This window comes from Haloarcula sebkhae (assembly GCF_014647415.1).
In the GTDB taxonomy this organism is placed as follows: domain Archaea; phylum Halobacteriota; class Halobacteria; order Halobacteriales; family Haloarculaceae; genus Haloarcula; species Haloarcula sebkhae.
In genome coordinates this window covers 146,469-164,074 of sequence record NZ_BMPD01000006.1, presented here as the reverse complement: position 1 = coordinate 164,074, position 17,606 = coordinate 146,469, and the positions used below count along the sequence as shown (strand labels likewise).

The window sequence follows — 17,606 nt, the reverse complement described above, 5'->3', positions numbered from 1 at the left end:
CCCCCCCCCCCCCCCCCCCCCCCCCCCGGCTGCCCACCATTCTTTTGCTGACCTGACGTGAGGAGATGCACCCCTCGTGACACGTATCCAGAAGTTCGTCTGCCGTCACTGCCGCGTCTTTCCAGCAGCGGTGCGGCTACAGATCGGTTCGAGTATAGCGTGGCCCTGGTGTAATACATCGTAAGTACACGTATACTATTGGTGCGAGCAGCACGGTTTGAGTGGATATCCAATTCGGTATTCAGGTCGCACCAACGACCCCGCTATCCATCCTTGCAGAATGGCCTGCCTTACGATGCTGAATCCGTCGATAGAAGCGCTCATAAGACGGAGAAGGGGGGGGAACCAGGTTGGCAGACACTGGCGTTGGCCCCACTGGCTATATACACCCCCAAGCGTATAAGTTTTTTGACAATAATTATACAATATTATAGAATCAGTTGAGCGGATAATAATAGGCGACGAGTGGTGGCTGCTCGCCTACATTACTTTCTTGCGCAGATAGGCTGAGATGGCTTCGCTGATGAGCACAAGGCCCAGAATAGAGATGAGTATCGTCAGGACTGCTTCCCAATTGAAGTAGTTGATCTCTGTTTGTAGCGGGACACCGATCCCGCCTGCACCGACGAACCCGATGATCGTCGACGCTCTGACGTTGATGTCCCATCGAAGCGTCGCGACGCTGATGAACGCCGGCTTGATCTGTGGAACGATACTGTAGATGAGTACATCAACGGGCGATGCCCCGGCTGCCGTGATCGCTTCGACAGACCCGCGGTCGATCTCCTCGATGGCTTCCGCGATTAGCTTTGCAGTGAACCCGATCGACCTGATCGAAATCGCCAGCACGCCAGCGAGGGCCCCAGGGCCGAAGATAACCACGAAGATCAGCGCCCAGATAATGACGTTGACCGAACGGGTAAACGAGATGATGAACTTCCCCAGCAGGTACGCCGGCTTGTTGGGTGCCGTGTTGCTGGCACCGAGGAACGCGACCGGGATCGCCATCACGATGGCCAGTGCCGTGCCGAGGATCGAGATATTGATCGTCTCGAGCAGCGGCCCGACAATCTTCCGGGAGTACCCTACATTGGGAGGATACATCCGACCGAAGAGATCGGCCAGCTCACGCGGGGCAGTCACGGCGTAGCCGTAATTCACTTCCATGGCGCGCCAGGCTGCGACGAGAATGACGAGGCCAGCCAGTAGCCCAAAGAACCGGAGCAATCGCTCACGGCGATCGAACCGACTCCAGGAGTCAGTACTGTTTGACATTATTGGATCCGCCTCCGGGCGAGAGCGCTGACACCCTCACCGACCATGACAATCGCGACGATGACAGCGATGATCGCCATGCTGAATTGATAGTCGTACTTGTCGAAGGAGTTCAACAGCGTGATCCCGATACCACCCGCTCCGACAATCCCGACGACAGTGCTGTGACGGAGGTTGATATCGAGCCGGTAAATCGACAGCCCAATGATCCGGGGCATTACCTGTGGGAGGACGCCGTAGAGATACGTCTGGACGGGCGTCCCGCCGACAGCAGTGATCGCCTCCATCTGTCCACGATCGATATCTTCGATCTCCTCGGCAAGGAGTTTCGCGAAGAAACCGATCGTTTTGAACGCGAGGGCAAGGACACCAGCGAGCGGCCCGAATCCGACCGCTTTGACCATAATGATCGCAACAATGAGCTCGTGGAGCGAGCGCGTGACTGCAACGATGCTGCGACCGACGTAGTAAACTGGCTTCGGCGAGAGGTTGTTGGAAGCCATGATGGCGACCGGCACGCTGACGATGATGCCGATTGTCGTGGCGACAATCGTCATCACGATACTCTCGACAATGCCCTGAATGAGCAGCTCCCGCTGGGACGGAGTGTACGCTGGTGGGAGCATACTTGTGACGAGTTCGACACCGGCTCCGATCCCTCGAACGAATCGGCTGGGGGAGATCCGAAGGTTCCAGAAGCTATACGCGAAGAACAACAAGATAAGCCCGTAGATGAGATACTTGACCTTCTTGTTGTAGAAGACTGTGGGGCGCTCCCAAGATCCTTCAACGGCCGATCCAGATTCAGCAGCCATATTGATTAGTCACCTCGTTCAGCAATGACGTCGTCAGAGTCGGTGCTGCTCCCTGCACTCGGCCCTTCGCGGTCCGCAATGGATTCACCACCGCGATAGATTTTGTCTCTGGCTGCCTGATCTAGATCGTCAGGTGGGCCGTTAAAGACGATCTCACCGTCACTGAGTCCGATGATCCGGTCCGCGTAGTCGACCGCCAAATCGACTTCGTGGATGTTGATGATGATCGGGATATCGTCTTCGTGAGCGATGTCCGTCAGAAGGCTCATGACCTCCCGGGAGGTGTCGGGGTCCAGCGCGCTCGTCGGTTCGTCAGCGAGCAGGATCTTCGGCCGCTGAATGACGGCACGGGCGATACCAACCCGCTGTCGCTGGCCGCCGGAGAGTTCATCTGCACGGTTGTTCTCGACTCCCTCTAGATTCACCCGACTGAGGATCTCCCGTGCGCGCTTGATATCCTCTGGTGGGAAGTTCCGACGGAATGCGTTCCACGTACTGAGATAGCCAAGGCGACCGGAGAGTATGTTCTCCATCACCGTGAGGCGCTCGACGAGATTGAACTCCTGAAAGATCATTCCCATATCGCGACGGACATCGCGAAGGGCTGATTTATCCAGGCCAGTCACCTCTGTATCATCGAGCGAGACACGCCCGGCAGTTGGCTCGGTTAATCTGTTGATACTACGAACGAGCGTGCTTTTTCCGGCCCCGCTTGGCCCGATGATCGCAACGATCTCGTTACCACTGACTTCGAATGAGACACCTTTGAGTGCTTTATCACCGGAGTCGTACGTTTTTTCCAAATTATCTACAGTGAGCATTATTCGGTTCTCTTCTTAGCCTTCGATGTTCTCGGTGTTGTACTTGATCTCGTTGTTCTCCTGAATCTGGAGGATGATATCGTAGGTCGTAGCGTAATCAATCTCCGTCCATTTTCCGCGACCACCGAAGACCTCCGCGATCTTGGTGTCCGAGTAGTCGTAATCGAGGAATGCCGCCCTGATGCCTTCCTGAATTTCTGGTTTTAGATTGTAGCGGTAACAGAAGCTCGTCGTGGGGAACGGATTGCTGGCCCAGACGACTTTGAGATTCGTCGGATCAATGTTGTCCGCCTCCGCAACACGCGTGACACAGGTGCTACAAACAGGGGCAGCATCGTAGTCGTCGTTTGCCACTCCGAGGATGCTCTGTTCGTGGCCGCCGGAATAGCTCACTTCGTAGTCTTCGCCTGGAGTGACACCCTGGTTCGAGAACAGCGCACGCGGAGCGAGGTTTCCGGAGTTAGACGACGGTTCGGCGTGTGCGACACGTTTGCCCTTGATATCCTCAAGCGACGAGATGTCGTCGTTATCCGCCTGTGTGGCGAGCCACAGCCGATATCCGAAGTCACCCTCCTGCGAGATCTGGAGCGAGAACGGGACAGCACCGGCCAGATTCACAGCGAAAGGCGTTGGCCCAGTAGAGAAACCGGCGACGTGGAGGCGTTCGGATCGCATCGCCTCAATCTGGGACGCGTACGAGTTGAGGGGGAAGTACTTGACCGATTTCCCCGTCTCTTCGGCGATGTTGTCCATCAGCGGTTTCATCGTATCCCGGTAGACTGCCGGGTCCTCCGTCGGTGTCATCGCAAACGCGATGCGGTCCGGGTCAATCAGGTCGTCTTGATTATCCGGAGTACTCTGGACGGGGTTACCGTAGCGAGGCTTCTCGCGTTCCTTCATGTTTTTCAGGTCCTGCAGGGACCCCGTCTCGAACCCCGCCTCGATGAGCGTCTGCATCAGCTGCGGGAACTCCGGGTTCGCCGGATCGAACTCGGGATAGTTGGTACTCTGTCCGGAACTACCGTCACCGCTACTGGAACCGTCACTGCTATCAGTGCTGTCACCACCAGATGCTTCGGTGCTCTGGCTACTCTCCTGAGAACAGCCTGCAACGCCCGCTGCAAGCGCAGTAGCGCCAATTTTCAACACAGATCGTCGGTCAACTGGGTTCTGTTTCATTGTCGACACAGACATGTGCGAAACCTGGGTTAAAAAGCATTTATGTCTAATTCTGACAAAAACTATAAGCCAATCAAGCCGAGTTTTAGACTCTCCTCGTATAGAAACTAGAGCTAGTATTAGAATAGCATATATGGATGCTACTAGACACTAAGCAGTAATCGAGGGCGATCTTCGAATTCCGCAGGGGCTACGACAATATTCAAGCGAGCCTCAAGGCCAACACCTATTACCCATCAGTATATTTGTCTCCATATAGAATATAGTAGTATATAGACTATATAAAAATGACGGAACCACCGTTTGTAACATAAGATGACTGTAATGAGTGCAATCGCGAATACGGCTGTTTTCGGAGGTATAGAGGGGATAACTGTCGATACTGAGATACTCCACCTTTTTATAGCAGGTGCGCTGGGTATGCTGCTCGGGCTCGAACGAGAGTGGGCCAACAAGTCTGCGGGAATCCGCACGTTTACGTTGACCAGCCTGGTCGGCGCTGCCGCAATGTCGCTCAACGAGACGATCCTACTTGCTTCAGGCGGGGCATTGGTACTCGTGCAAGGGGGACTGCTCGGAATCAGGGGAATTGTCGCACAGTGGACCAGCGACGACGGTGAGTCGGAGTTCGGCCTGTCCCTGACAACTTCAACTTCACTACTTGTCGCGTACGCGGTCGGCATACTGGTTGGAGCCAATCACGTTCTGATCGGCGTCATTATTGGCATCACGTCGTCGTTCCTGCTAGTCCTTCGAAGGGAGCTACACGAGTTTGCACACCAGCTATCGCGAGAAGAGGTACGCAGCGCAGGTGAGTTTGCGATCATCTCGTTTGTCGTGTATCCGCTCCTGCCCGGCGGAACGTACGGACCATGGGATGCGATTGATCCGAAACTGGTCTGGATGCTCGTGATTGCAGTCAGTGGGATCGGGTTTGTCAACTATATCGTGATGCAGCGATACGGCAGCAAGGGGATCGCTGTAACTGGCTTCTTCGGTGGGCTAGTGAACTCTACCGCCGTAATCGGCGAAATCGCGGGCCGTGCAAAGAACAACACTGGCATCACAGAGCTCGCAGTGGGAACGATACTGATCGCTGATGCAGCGATGGCGGTCCGTAATTTGGCGATCATCGTTGCATTCGTCCCCGAGTCGGCTGTCAGTGTTGGACTTCCGCTGGGCCTGATCGCCATTAGTGGTGTCGGACTCGCATATTACGATAGCGACTGGGAGGGCGATCTGGAACTGGATTTCGACTCGCCGTTTAGCAGCGCGAACGCGCTGAAATTCGGACTGCTCTTCCTCACAGTCTTGGTTCTCACCGCCGGAGCACAGCGCATATTCGGAACAGCCGGCTTCCTGATTACGAGCTTCCTCAGCGGAATCGTATCGAGCGGCACGACGACAACGACTGCAGTGACGCTGACGTCGACTGGGCAGATATCGCCGGCAGTAGCGGCGCAGGGTGTGCTGGCCGGGACGCTCTCCAGTATCCTCGTGAAAATCGGGTTTGCAACGAGTATCAACCGCTCACTGCTAGCGCCGGTGGTACGAAAGTCACTCTACTTGTCGCTGATCGGAATCGGTGGCGTGGTTATCAGCATCCAATTAGTATGAACGGACAGAGCTATCGGCGTGTTTCGAGGGTCGCCACGGTCCCTGCAGTGAAGAAAGCGCCTGTGATCTCGGCAGCAGCGGCTTCTGTGGAAGCATCACCGTTTGAGATGGAGGACGCTAGATGACATACACCAGTGCAATTATCGACCTCGACGGTACAGTCTATCGCGGGGATTCGTTAGTCGAAAACGCTGCAGAGGGGGTACGGACAGTACGTAAGGCGGGGCTCTCGACGCTATTCGTCACCAACAAGCCGATTGATCGGCGTGAAAAGTATTGCGAGAAGCTGAACGCACTGGGCATCGATTGCAGCAGTGATGACATCATCACGTCCGCCACCGCATCAGCGGACTATCTATCCGCGCAGTATCCGGAACGCGAAATCTACGTCATCGGCGAGGACGCCTTGGTTGCGGAGTTGCGCGCCGCTGGGCTGAAAACGACAACCGATCCAGAGCGAGCAGGCACCGTTATCGCGTCACTTGATTTCGGTTTCGATTACCAGGTCCTACAGGATGCGCTAATCGCACTCACTGAAAACGACGCGCTGTTCGTTGCGACCAACCCGGATCGAACGTGTCCGGTAGATGGGGGTGAGATACCCGATGCAGCGGGGATGATCGGGGCAATAGAAGGGGTAGCCGGGCAGGAATTAGACCAGTTGATCGGCAAGCCGTCCAACGTAATCCTTCAGATGGCGCTGGAACGCCTCGGTAGTGAGCCGGAGCGCTGTCTCATGATCGGTGATCGCCTCGGGACAGACATCAGAATGGGAAACCAGGCCGGGATGGAGACGGTACTGCCACTAACTGGCGTTACCAGTACGGCGGACTTAGCGGAGAGTGACGTGAGCGCTGACCACGTCGTGACCGACCTTTCAGAACTGGCAGCGATCGTAGAAAACGGACAGTAGGTCCGGAAAAAGGTGGGAGTAACTGTTTCCAGCGGTCTCGATACCCCAAAAGTTCAGTCGAGCACGCCGGGGTAGTCAGCGATGATTCCGTCAACACCGGCCTCAACGAGTTTCTCCGCCTGATGCCATGTCGTTATCGTGTACGGGATTACCTTCCGACCTTCCTCGTGAGCGGTCTCGACCAGATCGATCTCGGCGAAATCCGGGTCTTCGAGGTAGTAGTCCTCGTTGAAGAAGGGCGTGTTCATGATCATATTGTACGGCGGCTGGATGTACTCCGCGTCCAGATCACGGACGACAGAAAGACCGTCCTCGATTGAGTCCCAGAGCAGGTACGCTATCGGAATACTGGAGTCCGCGTTTCGGACGGACTGCAGGGCGGCCTTCTGGAACGACTGAATGATAACGTCGTTTTCGTGGTGAGAAAGGACTTCGAGTGCCTGTGCCGTGAACGGATCCCAGGTCTCAACATCGGATTCCGACGCGTCATCGTCAGGAGAGACACCAGCAGCCTTCCACTCGATATCGAGCGGGATACTGTCCGGCGTCGCTTCGACGAACTCGTCTAATCGAGGGATCGTCTGACCACTGTCACGGATTTCAGCGTTCAGAACGGTCTGCGCATCGTTTTCCCAGACGTACCCGGATTCGTCTGTCAGGTCGTCTAGCTTATCGTCGTGGAAAACGACGATTTCGAAGTCCTCACCCTTCCAAGGTTTCCCGCCTGCAGGCACGATATCGCATTCCATCATATCGGTATTGTACTCGTGACTGCGAGGACCGCCGTACGCTGCCTGCTGAACTGCGGCGATGGTGTTTTGCGGGTACAGACCGCGGTAGCCACGGTGTGCAGCAAGGATCGGTGGGGAAGCGATAGGCGGTTCGGTACTGCTGTGATCGTTTTCCCTGCCAGCCGCAGTGCCCACAATGGACCCGAGTGCGGCAGCGGACGTACTCTTCAGCACAGTTCGACGGCATATGTCTGGTATTCGAACCATTCCGTGGCCTATTACCTACACAATCTATATATAACTATTGATCGGTAATATTGCTATATACTGTTCTGTTTTCTTGAGTTTATTCACACTTCAGAGCGACAGAACCGGCTGTTGGCTGGGAGTACATATTAGTATATAGTATAAATATTAGTAGAATCTCGGATGTAGTTATGCTGAAACGACAGACAGCACACGAGACGGACGGAGCTGTGCTTGCCGGCCCTGTCTCGCCAGTAGTACGGAGCGGATCTGCCGCGAAGTCAGATAGTACTATCGACGGTACTGGTTACTTCGGGCGATTGCGCCGCCGCTGCGTGATAGATGGCTTCGCCCGTCTGTGGATCGAACAGGTGGAGCCGCTCGGTCTCAACTGTCAACGGAACTCGGTCACCCGGTTCGACGGCCGTTCGGGGTTCGGCATGTAGTTTGAACTCCTGATCGCCGGTCCGACACTCCAGCAGGAGGCTATCACCGAGCGGTTCGGTGACGGTTACCTCAGCGGGGAAGGAACTTCGGTCGGCCGAATCAGCTACCGAAAGGCTCTCAGGCCGAACGCCTAATAGCGCCTTCGCACCGGCGGCTGTTTCCAAGCCGTCGGCCTCTGGTAACGGGATGCGGAACGACGGGCCGACGGCCTCGTATTCAGTCCCATCACGGGAGATGTCCACGGAGAGCATGTTCATCGCGGGGTCGCCAATGAACTCCGCGACGAACCGAGTCTCAGGGTAGTCGTACAGCCGCTGTGGGCTGTCGACTTGCTGGATGCGACCGTCGTTCATTACCACCACCCGGTCACCGAGGGTCATCGCCTCTGTCTGGTCGTGTGTCACATAGATGGTGGTGGTTTCGAATTCGCTGTGGAGTTTCGCCAGTTCGGCCCGCATCTTGATCCGGAGTTTGGCGTCGAGGTTCGACAGCGGTTCGTCCATGAGGAACACCTCCGGGTCCCGGACTAAAGCGCGACCGAGTGCGACTCGCTGTCGTTCACCGCCGGATAGCTCGCCGGGCTTTCGGTCAAGCAAGTCGTCGATGTCGAGCACCGCTGTAGCTTCCTCCACCTGGCGGTCGATCTCCTCGTCGCTGAAGTCGCCGGCTGACTTCATGCCGAACGTGATGTTCCGGCGCACGGTCATGTGTGGGTACAGCGCGTAGTTCTGGAACACCATCGCGACATCGCGGTCTTTCGGTTCGACGCCAGTGACTTCCTGATCGCCCATCTGAATCGTCCCCTCAGTGGCCTGCTCTAGCCCGGCGATCAGCCGAAGTGTAGTGCTTTTGCCACAGCCACTCGGCCCGACCACAGTCACGAACGCGCCATCCGGGATCTGGAGGTCGATATTTTTCACCGCGACGACACCATCGAATTCTTTCCGTACGTCCTGTAGGGTTACGTCAGTCATTGCTCTCCTCTCATTTTTGTTGGATCGTAAATGTCTCTAGCAGCTGTCGTCGGAACAGCACCAGCAGCGCCAGCGGTGGCAACAGGGTCAGTATCGACCCGGTCATCACCATGGACCAAGCGACTTCCCCAGTGCTGGCCTGTCCTCGAAGCAGATTCAAGCCGACCTGTGCGACCTGCAGGCTTTCTGCATTGATGATCACCAGCGGCCAGAGGTACTGGTTCCACGTGTAAACGAACATAATCACCGACACGCCCACGAGAACGGCACGGGACATCGGAATCAGGACAGACCACAGGAACCGCAATGGACCGACACCGTCGACCTTCGCCGTCTCAACGAGTGAGGCTGGAATCGATAAGAAGTGCTGGCGCAGGATGAACACTGTCGTCGCACTGGCCAGATACGGGACTGTGATCGCGAAGAAGGTGTTGTTCATGCCGAGTTCCGTCGTCAGGCGATACAGTGGAACAAACCTGACCGGGACCGGGAGCAAGAGAGTAAAGAGAATAAACAGGAACACCGCGTTCTTGTAGGGAAATCTGTAGTAGACGATCACCAGCGCGGCCAGCAGCGACACGATCAGCTTTCCGACGACGACGGCAACAGACATGACGAATGAGTTCAGCATGAACCGCCAGAATTCGAGGCCGATGAGGGCACGCCGGTAGTTCGACAGTGCGTGGCCGCCAGGTACCAGGTCGCCGATCGAGGTAACGATCCCGGCCCGCTTCGTCGAGACAAGCGCCGCGATCAACACTGGCAGTACGATCAGGAACACGACGGTCGCTGCGAGCACGTGTAGCGTGAGCTGCTCCGTCTCGAACCGCCGGATGCGTTCACTGGTAGTTCGTCCCGCGGACTGGGAGCGCTCAACAGCGGCAGTCAACGCAGTAAGGAGTGAGCCGAGCATGTTATCCTCCGTAGTAGGCGTATTTGTCACTCAAGCGGAACTGACCGTACATCAACAGCCCGACAGCGATGAACAGCACAACGGACTTCGCCGAGGCGAATCCAAACTCGTAGAACTGGAAGGCGGTCCGGTAGAGGTCATAAATGAGGATATTTGTCGCACCGGCGGGCCCACCTTTCGTCATGAGATCGACCATCGGGAACGTCCTGAAAAAGCCGTATATCGTGTTCATGATGACCAGAAACACAAGCGTCGGCGAGATGATCGGGACGTACACGCGGAGCAGTCGCTGCGTTCGAGAGACGCCGTCGAGTTCGGCGGTCTCAGTCAGCGACTCGGGGACGTTACCGAGTGCGGCTGTCATGAAGATGACGTTGTACCCGACCTGCTTCCACACTGCCGCGATCAGCACGACGACGAACGCCTGCGGACCGTTGCTGAACCAGTTGACATCGACGCCGAGGGCCTCGATGTAGCTCGTGAAGATACCGATGTTCGGGTGGGCGATGAACAGGAACACCAGCCCGGCGACAGCCGGCGGCAGTGCGTACGGCCAGATAACCGCCACCAGATACACTCCCTTCCCAACATTGATCTCGTGGATGAGAAAGGAGATACACAGGGCAACGGCCATCACGCCGACGACAACACACGCCGCGAACAGTACCGAGATGAGCACGCTCCGGAGATATTCCGAAGAGCCGGCTAACCGTCTGTAGTTCTCAAGCCCGACGAACACGTCACCTCGAGCAAGCGAAGCCCGGTAAAAACTGAGTCCGACCGCACGGACCGTCGGGTAGTAGAGGAACACCATCGACACAACCATCGTCGGTAGCAGCAACACGCCGGCCTGCAGACGGTCTGTGAAGACTTCGCGCGTGGACATTAGCTGTAGTATCGGTTAAGCTGTTCTTCGACGGCCGATTTCAGCTCGGAGAGCCCCTCGTCGACGCCGACCTCGCCGCTGAACAGCTCGACTGACTTATCCTGAATTGTCGTCTGAACCTGTCGAGCCGGGCCGATGAGCATCCGCTTTGTCGCCGGCGTGTTCTCGGCCTGGGTCAACTGGTCGAACGCGGTTCGGTACATCGGGTTCTCGCTGAACCAGCCGTCGGTTTCGAGTTGCTCGACTGCGCTCTGTCGGATCGGGTAGTAGCCAGTCCCCTTGTGCCAGGTGATCTGTGACTCCGGCCGGCCCATGAATTCGAGGAAGCTGCCGATGTCGTCCTGGCGGTCCTGTGGCAATCCGGAGGGGACGAACCACGAAGCCCCGCCGATAACTGGCCCAGTCCGGTCGCCGTCAATCGTCGGATAGAACGCGTTGTCTACCTCGAACCCGTTTTCCTCCGCGCCGGATCGGATACCAGTGACAGACGCCGTCGAGGTCATCAACATAGCGGCTTTCTCGGTAAGGAATGTGGACGTTGCTTCCCCCCAAGCCTCGATTCCAGGGTTGCTGAACAGGCCGTTGTCAGCCATTTCGTGCCACCACTCATACAGGGACCGGGCCGTCTCGGTGTCAGTTTGCATCGTCGTCGGCTGGCCGGCATGGCCGTTCTCAGCGTCGAGTAGCGTCTGCCCGTCGACGGAGTAGAAATGCTCGACGAACCAGACGTGGTTCGGCCAGGTGATCCCGGCGTCGGTAACGCCTTCGTCGACAAGCGTCTGTGAGTAGCTCCGCACTTCTTCTAGTGTCGTCGGTGGGCTGTCCGGGTCAAGCCCGGCTTCCTCGAACGCCGACCGGTTGTAATAGAGGATGGCGTTGGAGTTGTTGAACGGCATCGATGTGAGCGTGTCATCGATGGTGAAAAACGAGGTCACGTTCGGCAGGAAGTCATCGACCGGGTAGTCGTCGGACAGCAGGTTCTCGACGGGCTCAACCGCATCCGTATCGAGGACCTGCTGGGCGAACAGACTGTCGATCTGGAAGACATCGGGGACTTCACCGGAATCGAGTGCGCTCAGCGTGTTCGTCAGAACTCCCTCGTAGGAGTCCTGAAAAACGAGGTTGGCTTTGATGCCCGTCTCGGACTGGAACTGGTCGACCAGTCCCTGCAGCGTCTCGCCGTTAGTCCCACCCATAGCATGCCAGATAGTGAGGCTGTCCTCGTCGACCGGCCGAACACTGGCACCGCTGCTACTGCTACACCCGGCCAGACCCACGGTCCCAACCGTGAGTGCAGTCCCCGATGCTTTCAGAACCGACCGCCGCGATACATGGTCGTACCCGCCACCACTGTGAACCATATCTGGAGCCAGCAATGCATGAAAGATGAATGATTATAATTGCTCTCTATACTGTCCAATATGTATACAAAGGTCTTGTGACAGAACAGTAGGCGCTGTCAGTTGCGGGGGCTCGTGAATGGCCGTCGGCCCTGAAATGCACTGTGGAGTTTCCGCCCGGTCACGCCGTATCGGAGGGGAGCGAATTGCATCCGCTCCGCCAGCAGACGATATTTGATAATGGCTGGCACTATTCGGCATATGCTGAACCACCCGTTAATTGTGTTATCCGCTTATCCGTCGACGTGACACTGTTCGACGAAACTACACTCAATGAGTTGTCGTTAGACAACCGAGTCGGCCTCGCACCGATGACACGTGTGAGCGCCACTGACGACGGTCGTGCTACCGCGGAGATGGCACAGTACTATCAGCGGTTCGCCGAAGGCGGCTTCTCGTTTCTCATTACGGAGGGGACGTATCCTGACGATGCATACAGCCAAGGGTATCTGAACCAGCCCGGACTGGTAACCGACACGCAGGCGGCGGCCTGGGAACAGGTTACCGAGGCAGTCCATGACGCTGGTGTCCCGATTTTCGCCCAGCTGATGCACGCCGGGGCACAGAGTCAGGGGAATCCACATGTCGACGGGGACCAGACGATTGCCCCGTCGGCGGTGCAACCGGAGGGACAAAAGGCCGAAGCCTACGGCGGGAGCGGTGAATTTCCTACGCCCAAAGCAGCTACCGTCGATGAGCTAGCCGAGATCAGTGATTCGTTCGTCAACTCGGCGGAGAACGCCATCGACGCGGGGTTCGACGGTATCGAAATCCACGGTGCGAACGGGTACCTGCTTCACGAATTCCTCTCGGCAGAGTTCAATCAGCGTGACGACGAGTACGGCGGTAAGCCCGCAAACCGGGTGCGCTATCCGCGTGAGGTTGTCGCCGCGATTGACGAGGCGACACCTGCCGATTTCGTCGTTGGCATCCGTGTCTCACAGTCGACCGCCCTTGACGAGACCCACCGGTGGCCCGAAGGTGAGGACGCCGCAGCGGTGTTTTTCGATGAACTGTCGGCGGCTGGTGCCGACTACATCCACGTTACGGAACCCGATGCGACCACGCCAGCGTTTGGCGACGACGGACCGACGCTGGCCGAAGCCGCGGCTAAGTACGCCGACGATGAGACGGTCGTCATCGACAACGGCGGGCTTGGCACGCCTGACGCGGCACGCGAGAAGGTCGATGCCGGTGCCGACCTCGTAACGCTGGCGAGGAGCGCACTCGCTAATCCGGACTGGCCTGATAAAGTCGAAGCCGGCGAAGAACTGACCGCGTTTGACCCTGCTGAGTTCCTCGCTCCGTCCGCTTCACTCTCCGAGCATGAGGTGCCGACAGACGGTGCCTCGGCCGACGACTAAGAGTAATTGCTGTGAGACAGTCTTCCTTCGTTTTCAGGGAGCCAAATTGTTCGGCACAGCGCCCATAGCTGTCAGGGCCACGTATCTGAAAACAGTGCCATCAGGAAGACAACCGTTCTGAGAGCGCCTCTTTCCTGCGGGCTGACAGGAAACGATGTGTGTAGTTAGCCAGCAAAACATATCAATCATATATAAAATGAGAACGACTAACTAGGTCTGTTGAGACGTGAGTGGTACAGATGCCAGAGCCAGTTATCGCGTCGGTCGGTGCCTCACCACTCGGCCGAACAGACCTCCCGGGCCGCGACCTGTTCTCAGTGGCCCTTGCAGAGGCGTTCGACGAACTGCCCGACCCTAGCGAGATTGTCGAGGCGGTGTACGTCGGCAACCAGTCGGAGAGCTACGAACACCAGATTATGCAGGGGACGCTGCTGGCCGAGTGGGCCGGCCTCCGTCACGTCCCCGCAGAGCGAGTCGAGGGGTGTGCCGCCGCGGGTGCGCTCGCGCTGCGTCATGCAGTCAAGGACGTCCGCAACGGTGAACACGAGGCAGTACTCGCGTGTGGCGTCGAGAAGATGACGTCCGCAGGCACCAGCGGCGCGACGGATGCACTCTCGGCGGCGTTCGACCGCGCCATCGAGCAACGTTCTGGCATCACCGCACCCAGCCAGTACGCACTACTCGGTCAGCGTTATCTCCACGAGACCGATGCCACGGAACGCGATCTTGCCGAGATTGCAGTGAAGAACCACGCCAACGCCGCTCGCAATCCCCGAGCGCAGTTCCCGAAAGAAATCGACGTGGCGACCGTGCTGGAATCGGACCCCGTCGCTCCGCCGCTGAAGCTCTACGACTGTGCGCCGGTCGGGGATGGTGCCGCCGCCGTTCTTGTGACGACCGGCGAGATGGCGGCAGATCTCGACCAGCCCCAGGTGCGCGTCGCGGGCAGCGGGGCCTCCGCGAACAACATCGCGGTCGCCGAGCGGGACATGACCGACATCGCGGGCGCTCGCATTGCCGCCGAGACGGCCTACGAAGAAGCAGGCATCGACGCCGAGGCCGTCGACATCGCGGAGGTCCACGACGCATTCACCGTCTGTGAGGCGCTCCTCGCGGAAGCGGCTGGCTTCGCTCCCACAGGAACGGGCTATCAGAGCTACCAGCCGCCAGCGGAGCGGGCTAACGGTTGGACGGACGTGCAGTTGAGCCCGAGCGGCGGACTGAAGGCCCGCGGTCATCCCATCGGTGCGACCGGACTCTTGCAGGCGCTCGAAGCCTACGAACAACTCACGGGAGCCGCAGGCGACCGGGTAGTCGAGGATGCCGAGACAGCCCTGTTGCTCAACGAGGGGGGCGTCGCGGATGCGGTTACCGTTGGCCACGTGCTCACGACGGCGGAGGCACAATGACTGACGGCGACCTCGATGCCGGCGGAAGCACAATGTCTGACAGCGACCTCGATGCGACCGATCCACGGACACTACCGGGATTCTTCGATGCGCTCGCCGATGGTGAACTCTTGGGCGGGGTCTGTGTGGACTGTGGACAGGTCCTGTTGCCGCCGCGACCGGCCTGCTATGCCTGTGGTAGCCGCTCCGTCGATGTCGAACCGCAGTCCCCCGAGGGCCAGATCTTCTCGTACACGGAGGTCCACACGCCGCCGCCGGCGTTCGCAGCGGACGCGCCCTACACGGTTGCCGTCGTGGAACTCGCGGACGGTGGCCGCCTGCTTGGGCGAGTCACCGCCGACTACGCCGATGTTACTATCGGCGACGCGGTCGAACTCACGGTACGAGAGCCGACGGCCACAGAGCGTGAGGTCGCACTCGACTACGAGAGCGACTGGCCAGTCCACGTCTTCGAACCGCGGTGAGGGACGGGCCGACTCTCTGACTCGACTGGGAGTTGTGGATGACCTGGCCCAGCGACTGCAACAGGAATGGGTGCACACCCCCACCCCACTGCTTCCGCTGTTAGGAGATAAATAGACGGCACCACCCCCGTGGGAGGGGGTGCTTTGCTATTTTGTGATAACGGTATACGGGTTTCGTTTTTCGCCGATATACTTGAAGTTATTCACTAGCTCTAGAAATGTTGAGGCTGTGATCTGGATAGGTCACCACTAACTTTCATTGCTAACAGCGGAAGCAGTGGGGTGGGGGTAGGGGTCGAGAAAGGGGTATCCCAAGATACTCGATCTGTTCAGACTGGAGAAATAGCGTACTCCCGCAGCCCATGTCCATTCTTATCGAACTAACAGCGGAAGTGGTGGGGTGGGTGTGTCGACCTACCGCTGAAATCCCAGAAATCTTGCTGTCTAACCACTCGAGGTTACTCGATTCTTGTCCCTCGAGGAGAGCCTTTCTCTGCTACCGTGCTAACAGCGGAAGTGGTGGGGTAGAGGAGTAGGAGGATCACTATCCCATTTCTCATCTAACAGCGGAACCGGTGGGGTGGGGGTGTGATCAGTCAGATGTTCCCTCCCATCTAACAGCGGAAGTGGCGGGGTCGTTCATTTATATACTCAACCGAACAGCGGAAGCAGCGGAACCAAAGGTTAAGACACTCCGTGTTGCAACTACACACAAATGAGCGATATTACGTTTTCGCCCACCTCCACAATATTCGAACAACGCGAGGCACTACTCGAAGAGTGGACCCCTGAAGAGCTAGTCGGACGTGACGAGGAACTCCAGCAGTATCACGCTGCTCTCCAGCCAGTCATCAACAACGAAACCCCCTCGAACATCTTTCTGTACGGGAAAAGCGGTGTCGGGAAGACTGCTGCCACCCGATACCTTCTCTCCGCTCTGGAACGCGATGCAGCAGATGTCGACGGACTGGACCTCAGTACGGTCGAGGTCAACTGCGATGGACTCAATTCGAGCTATCAGGCCGCGGTCGCAATCGTCAACACACTTCGTGACCCAGCGAATCAAATCTCAAACACCGGATATCCACAGGCTTCGGTGTATCAATTCCTCTTCGACGCACTCGATGATCTGGGCGGAACGGTACTCATCGTTCTCGACGAAGTCGATCACATCGAGGACGATTCGCTGCTGTACAAGCTTCCCCGTGCCAGATCGAACGGTGATATCTCCGAAGCGAAACTGGGCGTCATCGGCATCTCAAACGATCTCGACTTTCGCAACCAACTGTCCTCGAAAGTCCGGTCGAGTCTCTGTGAAAAGGAAGTGTCCTTCTCGGCGTACAACGCCAACGAGCTTCAACTCGTTCTGAAACAGCGTGAGGCCGTCGCATTTCAGGACGATGTCCTCGATGACGGTGTCATAGAAATGTGTGCTGCGTACGGCGCGAAAGACTCCGGGGATGCCCGCCAGGCGCTTGACCTCCTCCTTGAGGCCGGTGATCTTGCTCGGGAGTACGACGATGAACTCGTAACGGAACATCACGTACGCGAAGCCCGGCAACGGCTTCAAACCGACCAAGTCGTTGAAGGTATCCGTAACTACTCCGATCACGGCCAACTCGTTCTCTATGCACTCACCGGGCTCGCCGAAGACGACGACACCCCGGCCCGGACACGAGACATTCTGGGCGCGTATCAGGAGTTAGCACGTGATGAGGGACTGGACCCGGTTTCAGAGCGTTCGGTCCGTGACTATCTCGGTGAACTCACACAACTCGGCATTGTGTCCTCAGCGGAGTACAACCGAGGGAAAGGCGGTGGCAAGTACAAGGAATTCGAGTTAGAGCAATCCATCAGCTCGATCAAAACAGGGCTGTCAGAACTCCTGAAAAAAAGCCCGTAACCCCACTGGTTCCGCTGTTAGCCACCCCACTGGTTCCGCTGTTAGACGGAGAGAAGAAATAGACTATCGACGCAATTCCGGACCGCGAGCGACAAGCCACTGAAAGCCAACGAATGCGGGGCCTGTCCGATACCGATGACGTACTCTGACTGTCGGCAATGCTGAGCGGTTCGTCCCGACGTGTTCTATCGAACCGCTGTTTGCGGGCTTCTCGGCACTTCGGGCGTTCGCAGGCAACTTTCACGCCGT

The 17,606-nt window shown here is 57.5% G+C and carries 15 protein-coding genes; 6 read left to right on the top strand and 9 right to left on the bottom strand.

Features of this window, described 5'->3' with window-relative positions:
- Window positions 1–480: 480 nt before the first annotated feature.
- From phnE (IEY38_RS16940) to phnD, 4 genes are read right to left on the bottom strand one after another with little or no spacing between them, the layout of a single operon-like run.
- Entirely contained in the window at window positions 481–1,275 is a 795-nt protein-coding gene (gene phnE / locus IEY38_RS16940) for a phosphonate ABC transporter, permease protein PhnE (RefSeq protein ID WP_005538798.1), read from the bottom strand.
- Entirely contained in the window at window positions 1,275–2,090 is an 816-nt protein-coding gene (gene phnE, locus IEY38_RS16935) for a phosphonate ABC transporter, permease protein PhnE (protein WP_188979707.1), read from the bottom strand. The genes phnE (IEY38_RS16940) and phnE (IEY38_RS16935) overlap by 1 nt, the downstream gene beginning before the upstream one ends.
- Window positions 2,091–2,095: 5 nt before the next feature.
- Window positions 2,096–2,911, bottom strand: coding sequence for a phosphonate ABC transporter ATP-binding protein (phnC, locus tag IEY38_RS16930; RefSeq protein ID WP_188979705.1), 816 nt, complete (start codon window positions 2,909–2,911; stop codon window positions 2,096–2,098).
- Window positions 2,912–2,926: 15 nt separating this feature from the next.
- On the bottom strand, window positions 2,927–4,105 hold the full coding sequence (gene phnD, locus IEY38_RS16925; protein ID WP_188979703.1) for a phosphate/phosphite/phosphonate ABC transporter substrate-binding protein: 1,179 nt from the start codon (window positions 4,103–4,105) through the stop codon (window positions 2,927–2,929).
- A 300-nt stretch (window positions 4,106–4,405) separates the two neighbouring features.
- On the opposite strand from phnD, the gene IEY38_RS16920 reads away from it, so the two are divergent.
- Complete coding sequence (locus tag IEY38_RS16920; RefSeq protein ID WP_188853494.1) at window positions 4,406–5,707, top strand: MgtC/SapB family protein; 1,302 nt, start codon at window positions 4,406–4,408, stop codon at window positions 5,705–5,707.
- A 121-nt stretch (window positions 5,708–5,828) separates the two neighbouring features.
- Window positions 5,829–6,620 carry an HAD-IIA family hydrolase gene (locus IEY38_RS16915; protein WP_188979700.1) on the top strand — a complete coding sequence of 264 codons (792 nt, stop codon included), beginning with the start codon at window positions 5,829–5,831 and terminating at the stop codon, window positions 6,618–6,620.
- Window positions 6,621–6,673: 53 nt separating this feature from the next.
- Here IEY38_RS16915 and IEY38_RS16910 read toward each other — a convergent pair whose 3' ends face one another.
- From IEY38_RS16910 to IEY38_RS16890, 5 genes are all read right to left on the bottom strand, one after another.
- Window positions 6,674–7,585, bottom strand: coding sequence for a glycerophosphodiester phosphodiesterase (locus tag IEY38_RS16910; protein WP_188979698.1), 912 nt, complete (start codon window positions 7,583–7,585; stop codon window positions 6,674–6,676).
- 293 nt (window positions 7,586–7,878) lie between these two features.
- Window positions 7,879–9,018 carry an ABC transporter ATP-binding protein gene (locus tag IEY38_RS16905; protein WP_188979696.1) on the bottom strand — a complete coding sequence of 380 codons (1,140 nt, stop codon included), beginning with the start codon at window positions 9,016–9,018 and terminating at the stop codon, window positions 7,879–7,881.
- 10 nt (window positions 9,019–9,028) lie between these two features.
- Window positions 9,029–9,931 (bottom strand): carbohydrate ABC transporter permease, encoded by a 903-nt coding sequence (locus tag IEY38_RS16900; RefSeq protein WP_188979694.1) that lies wholly within the window; start codon window positions 9,929–9,931, stop codon window positions 9,029–9,031.
- A gap of 1 nt (window position 9,932) precedes the next feature.
- The gene (locus IEY38_RS16895; RefSeq protein WP_188979692.1) at window positions 9,933–10,817 is read right to left on the bottom strand and encodes a carbohydrate ABC transporter permease; all 885 of its coding nucleotides are present in this window, start codon (window positions 10,815–10,817) and stop codon (window positions 9,933–9,935) included.
- Window positions 10,817–12,013: an ABC transporter substrate-binding protein gene (locus tag IEY38_RS16890; protein ID WP_188979795.1), complete on the bottom strand. Its 1,197-nt coding sequence runs from the start codon at window positions 12,011–12,013 to the stop codon at window positions 10,817–10,819. The genes IEY38_RS16895 and IEY38_RS16890 overlap by 1 nt, the downstream gene beginning before the upstream one ends.
- 449 nt (window positions 12,014–12,462) lie before the next feature.
- On the opposite strand from IEY38_RS16890, the gene IEY38_RS16885 reads away from it, so the two are divergent.
- The 4 genes from IEY38_RS16885 (at window position 12,463) to IEY38_RS16870 (ending at window position 17,357) form a co-directional block, all read left to right on the top strand.
- The gene (locus IEY38_RS16885; protein ID WP_188979690.1) at window positions 12,463–13,581 is read left to right on the top strand and encodes an oxidoreductase; all 1,119 of its coding nucleotides are present in this window, start codon (window positions 12,463–12,465) and stop codon (window positions 13,579–13,581) included.
- 239 nt (window positions 13,582–13,820) lie between these two features.
- A complete protein-coding gene (locus tag IEY38_RS16880) occupies window positions 13,821–14,990 on the top strand; it encodes a thiolase C-terminal domain-containing protein (RefSeq protein WP_188979688.1) in 1,170 nt (389 codons plus the stop codon).
- A 32-nt stretch (window positions 14,991–15,022) separates the two neighbouring features.
- Window positions 15,023–15,454, top strand: coding sequence for a Zn-ribbon domain-containing OB-fold protein (locus tag IEY38_RS16875; RefSeq protein WP_188979793.1), 432 nt, complete (start codon window positions 15,023–15,025; stop codon window positions 15,452–15,454).
- A gap of 715 nt (window positions 15,455–16,169) precedes the next feature.
- Window positions 16,170–17,357, top strand: a complete 1,188-nt coding sequence (locus tag IEY38_RS16870; protein WP_005538780.1) for an orc1/cdc6 family replication initiation protein — start codon at window positions 16,170–16,172, stop codon at window positions 17,355–17,357.
- The last annotated feature ends 249 nt before the right edge of the window (window positions 17,358–17,606 follow it).

Excerpts from the sequence above, each read along its gene's own strand:
- IEY38_RS16880 (WP_188979688.1), top strand. The coding sequence starts at position 13,821 with ATGCCAGAGCCAGTTATCGCGTCGGTCGGTGCCTCACCACTCGGCCGA.
- phnE (WP_005538798.1), bottom strand. The coding sequence starts at position 1,275 with ATGTCAAACAGTACTGACTCCTGGAGTCGGTTCGATCGCCGTGAGCGA.
- IEY38_RS16890 (WP_188979795.1), bottom strand. The coding sequence starts at position 12,013 with ATGGGTGGGACTAACGGCGAGACGCTGCAGGGACTGGTCGACCAGTTC.
- phnD (WP_188979703.1), bottom strand. The coding sequence starts at position 4,105 with ATGTCTGTGTCGACAATGAAACAGAACCCAGTTGACCGACGATCTGTG.
- IEY38_RS16895 (WP_188979692.1), bottom strand. The coding sequence starts at position 10,817 with ATGTCCACGCGCGAAGTCTTCACAGACCGTCTGCAGGCCGGCGTGTTG.
- IEY38_RS16875 (WP_188979793.1), top strand. The coding sequence starts at position 15,023 with ATGTCTGACAGCGACCTCGATGCGACCGATCCACGGACACTACCGGGA.
- IEY38_RS16905 (WP_188979696.1), bottom strand. The coding sequence starts at position 9,018 with ATGACTGACGTAACCCTACAGGACGTACGGAAAGAATTCGATGGTGTC.
- phnC (WP_188979705.1), bottom strand. The coding sequence starts at position 2,911 with ATGCTCACTGTAGATAATTTGGAAAAAACGTACGACTCCGGTGATAAA.
- IEY38_RS16900 (WP_188979694.1), bottom strand. The coding sequence starts at position 9,931 with ATGCTCGGCTCACTCCTTACTGCGTTGACTGCCGCTGTTGAGCGCTCC.
- IEY38_RS16920 (WP_188853494.1), top strand. The coding sequence starts at position 4,406 with ATGACTGTAATGAGTGCAATCGCGAATACGGCTGTTTTCGGAGGTATA.
- IEY38_RS16915 (WP_188979700.1), top strand. The coding sequence starts at position 5,829 with ATGACATACACCAGTGCAATTATCGACCTCGACGGTACAGTCTATCGC.
- IEY38_RS16870 (WP_005538780.1), top strand. The coding sequence starts at position 16,170 with ATGAGCGATATTACGTTTTCGCCCACCTCCACAATATTCGAACAACGC.
- phnE (WP_188979707.1), bottom strand. The coding sequence starts at position 2,090 with ATGGCTGCTGAATCTGGATCGGCCGTTGAAGGATCTTGGGAGCGCCCC.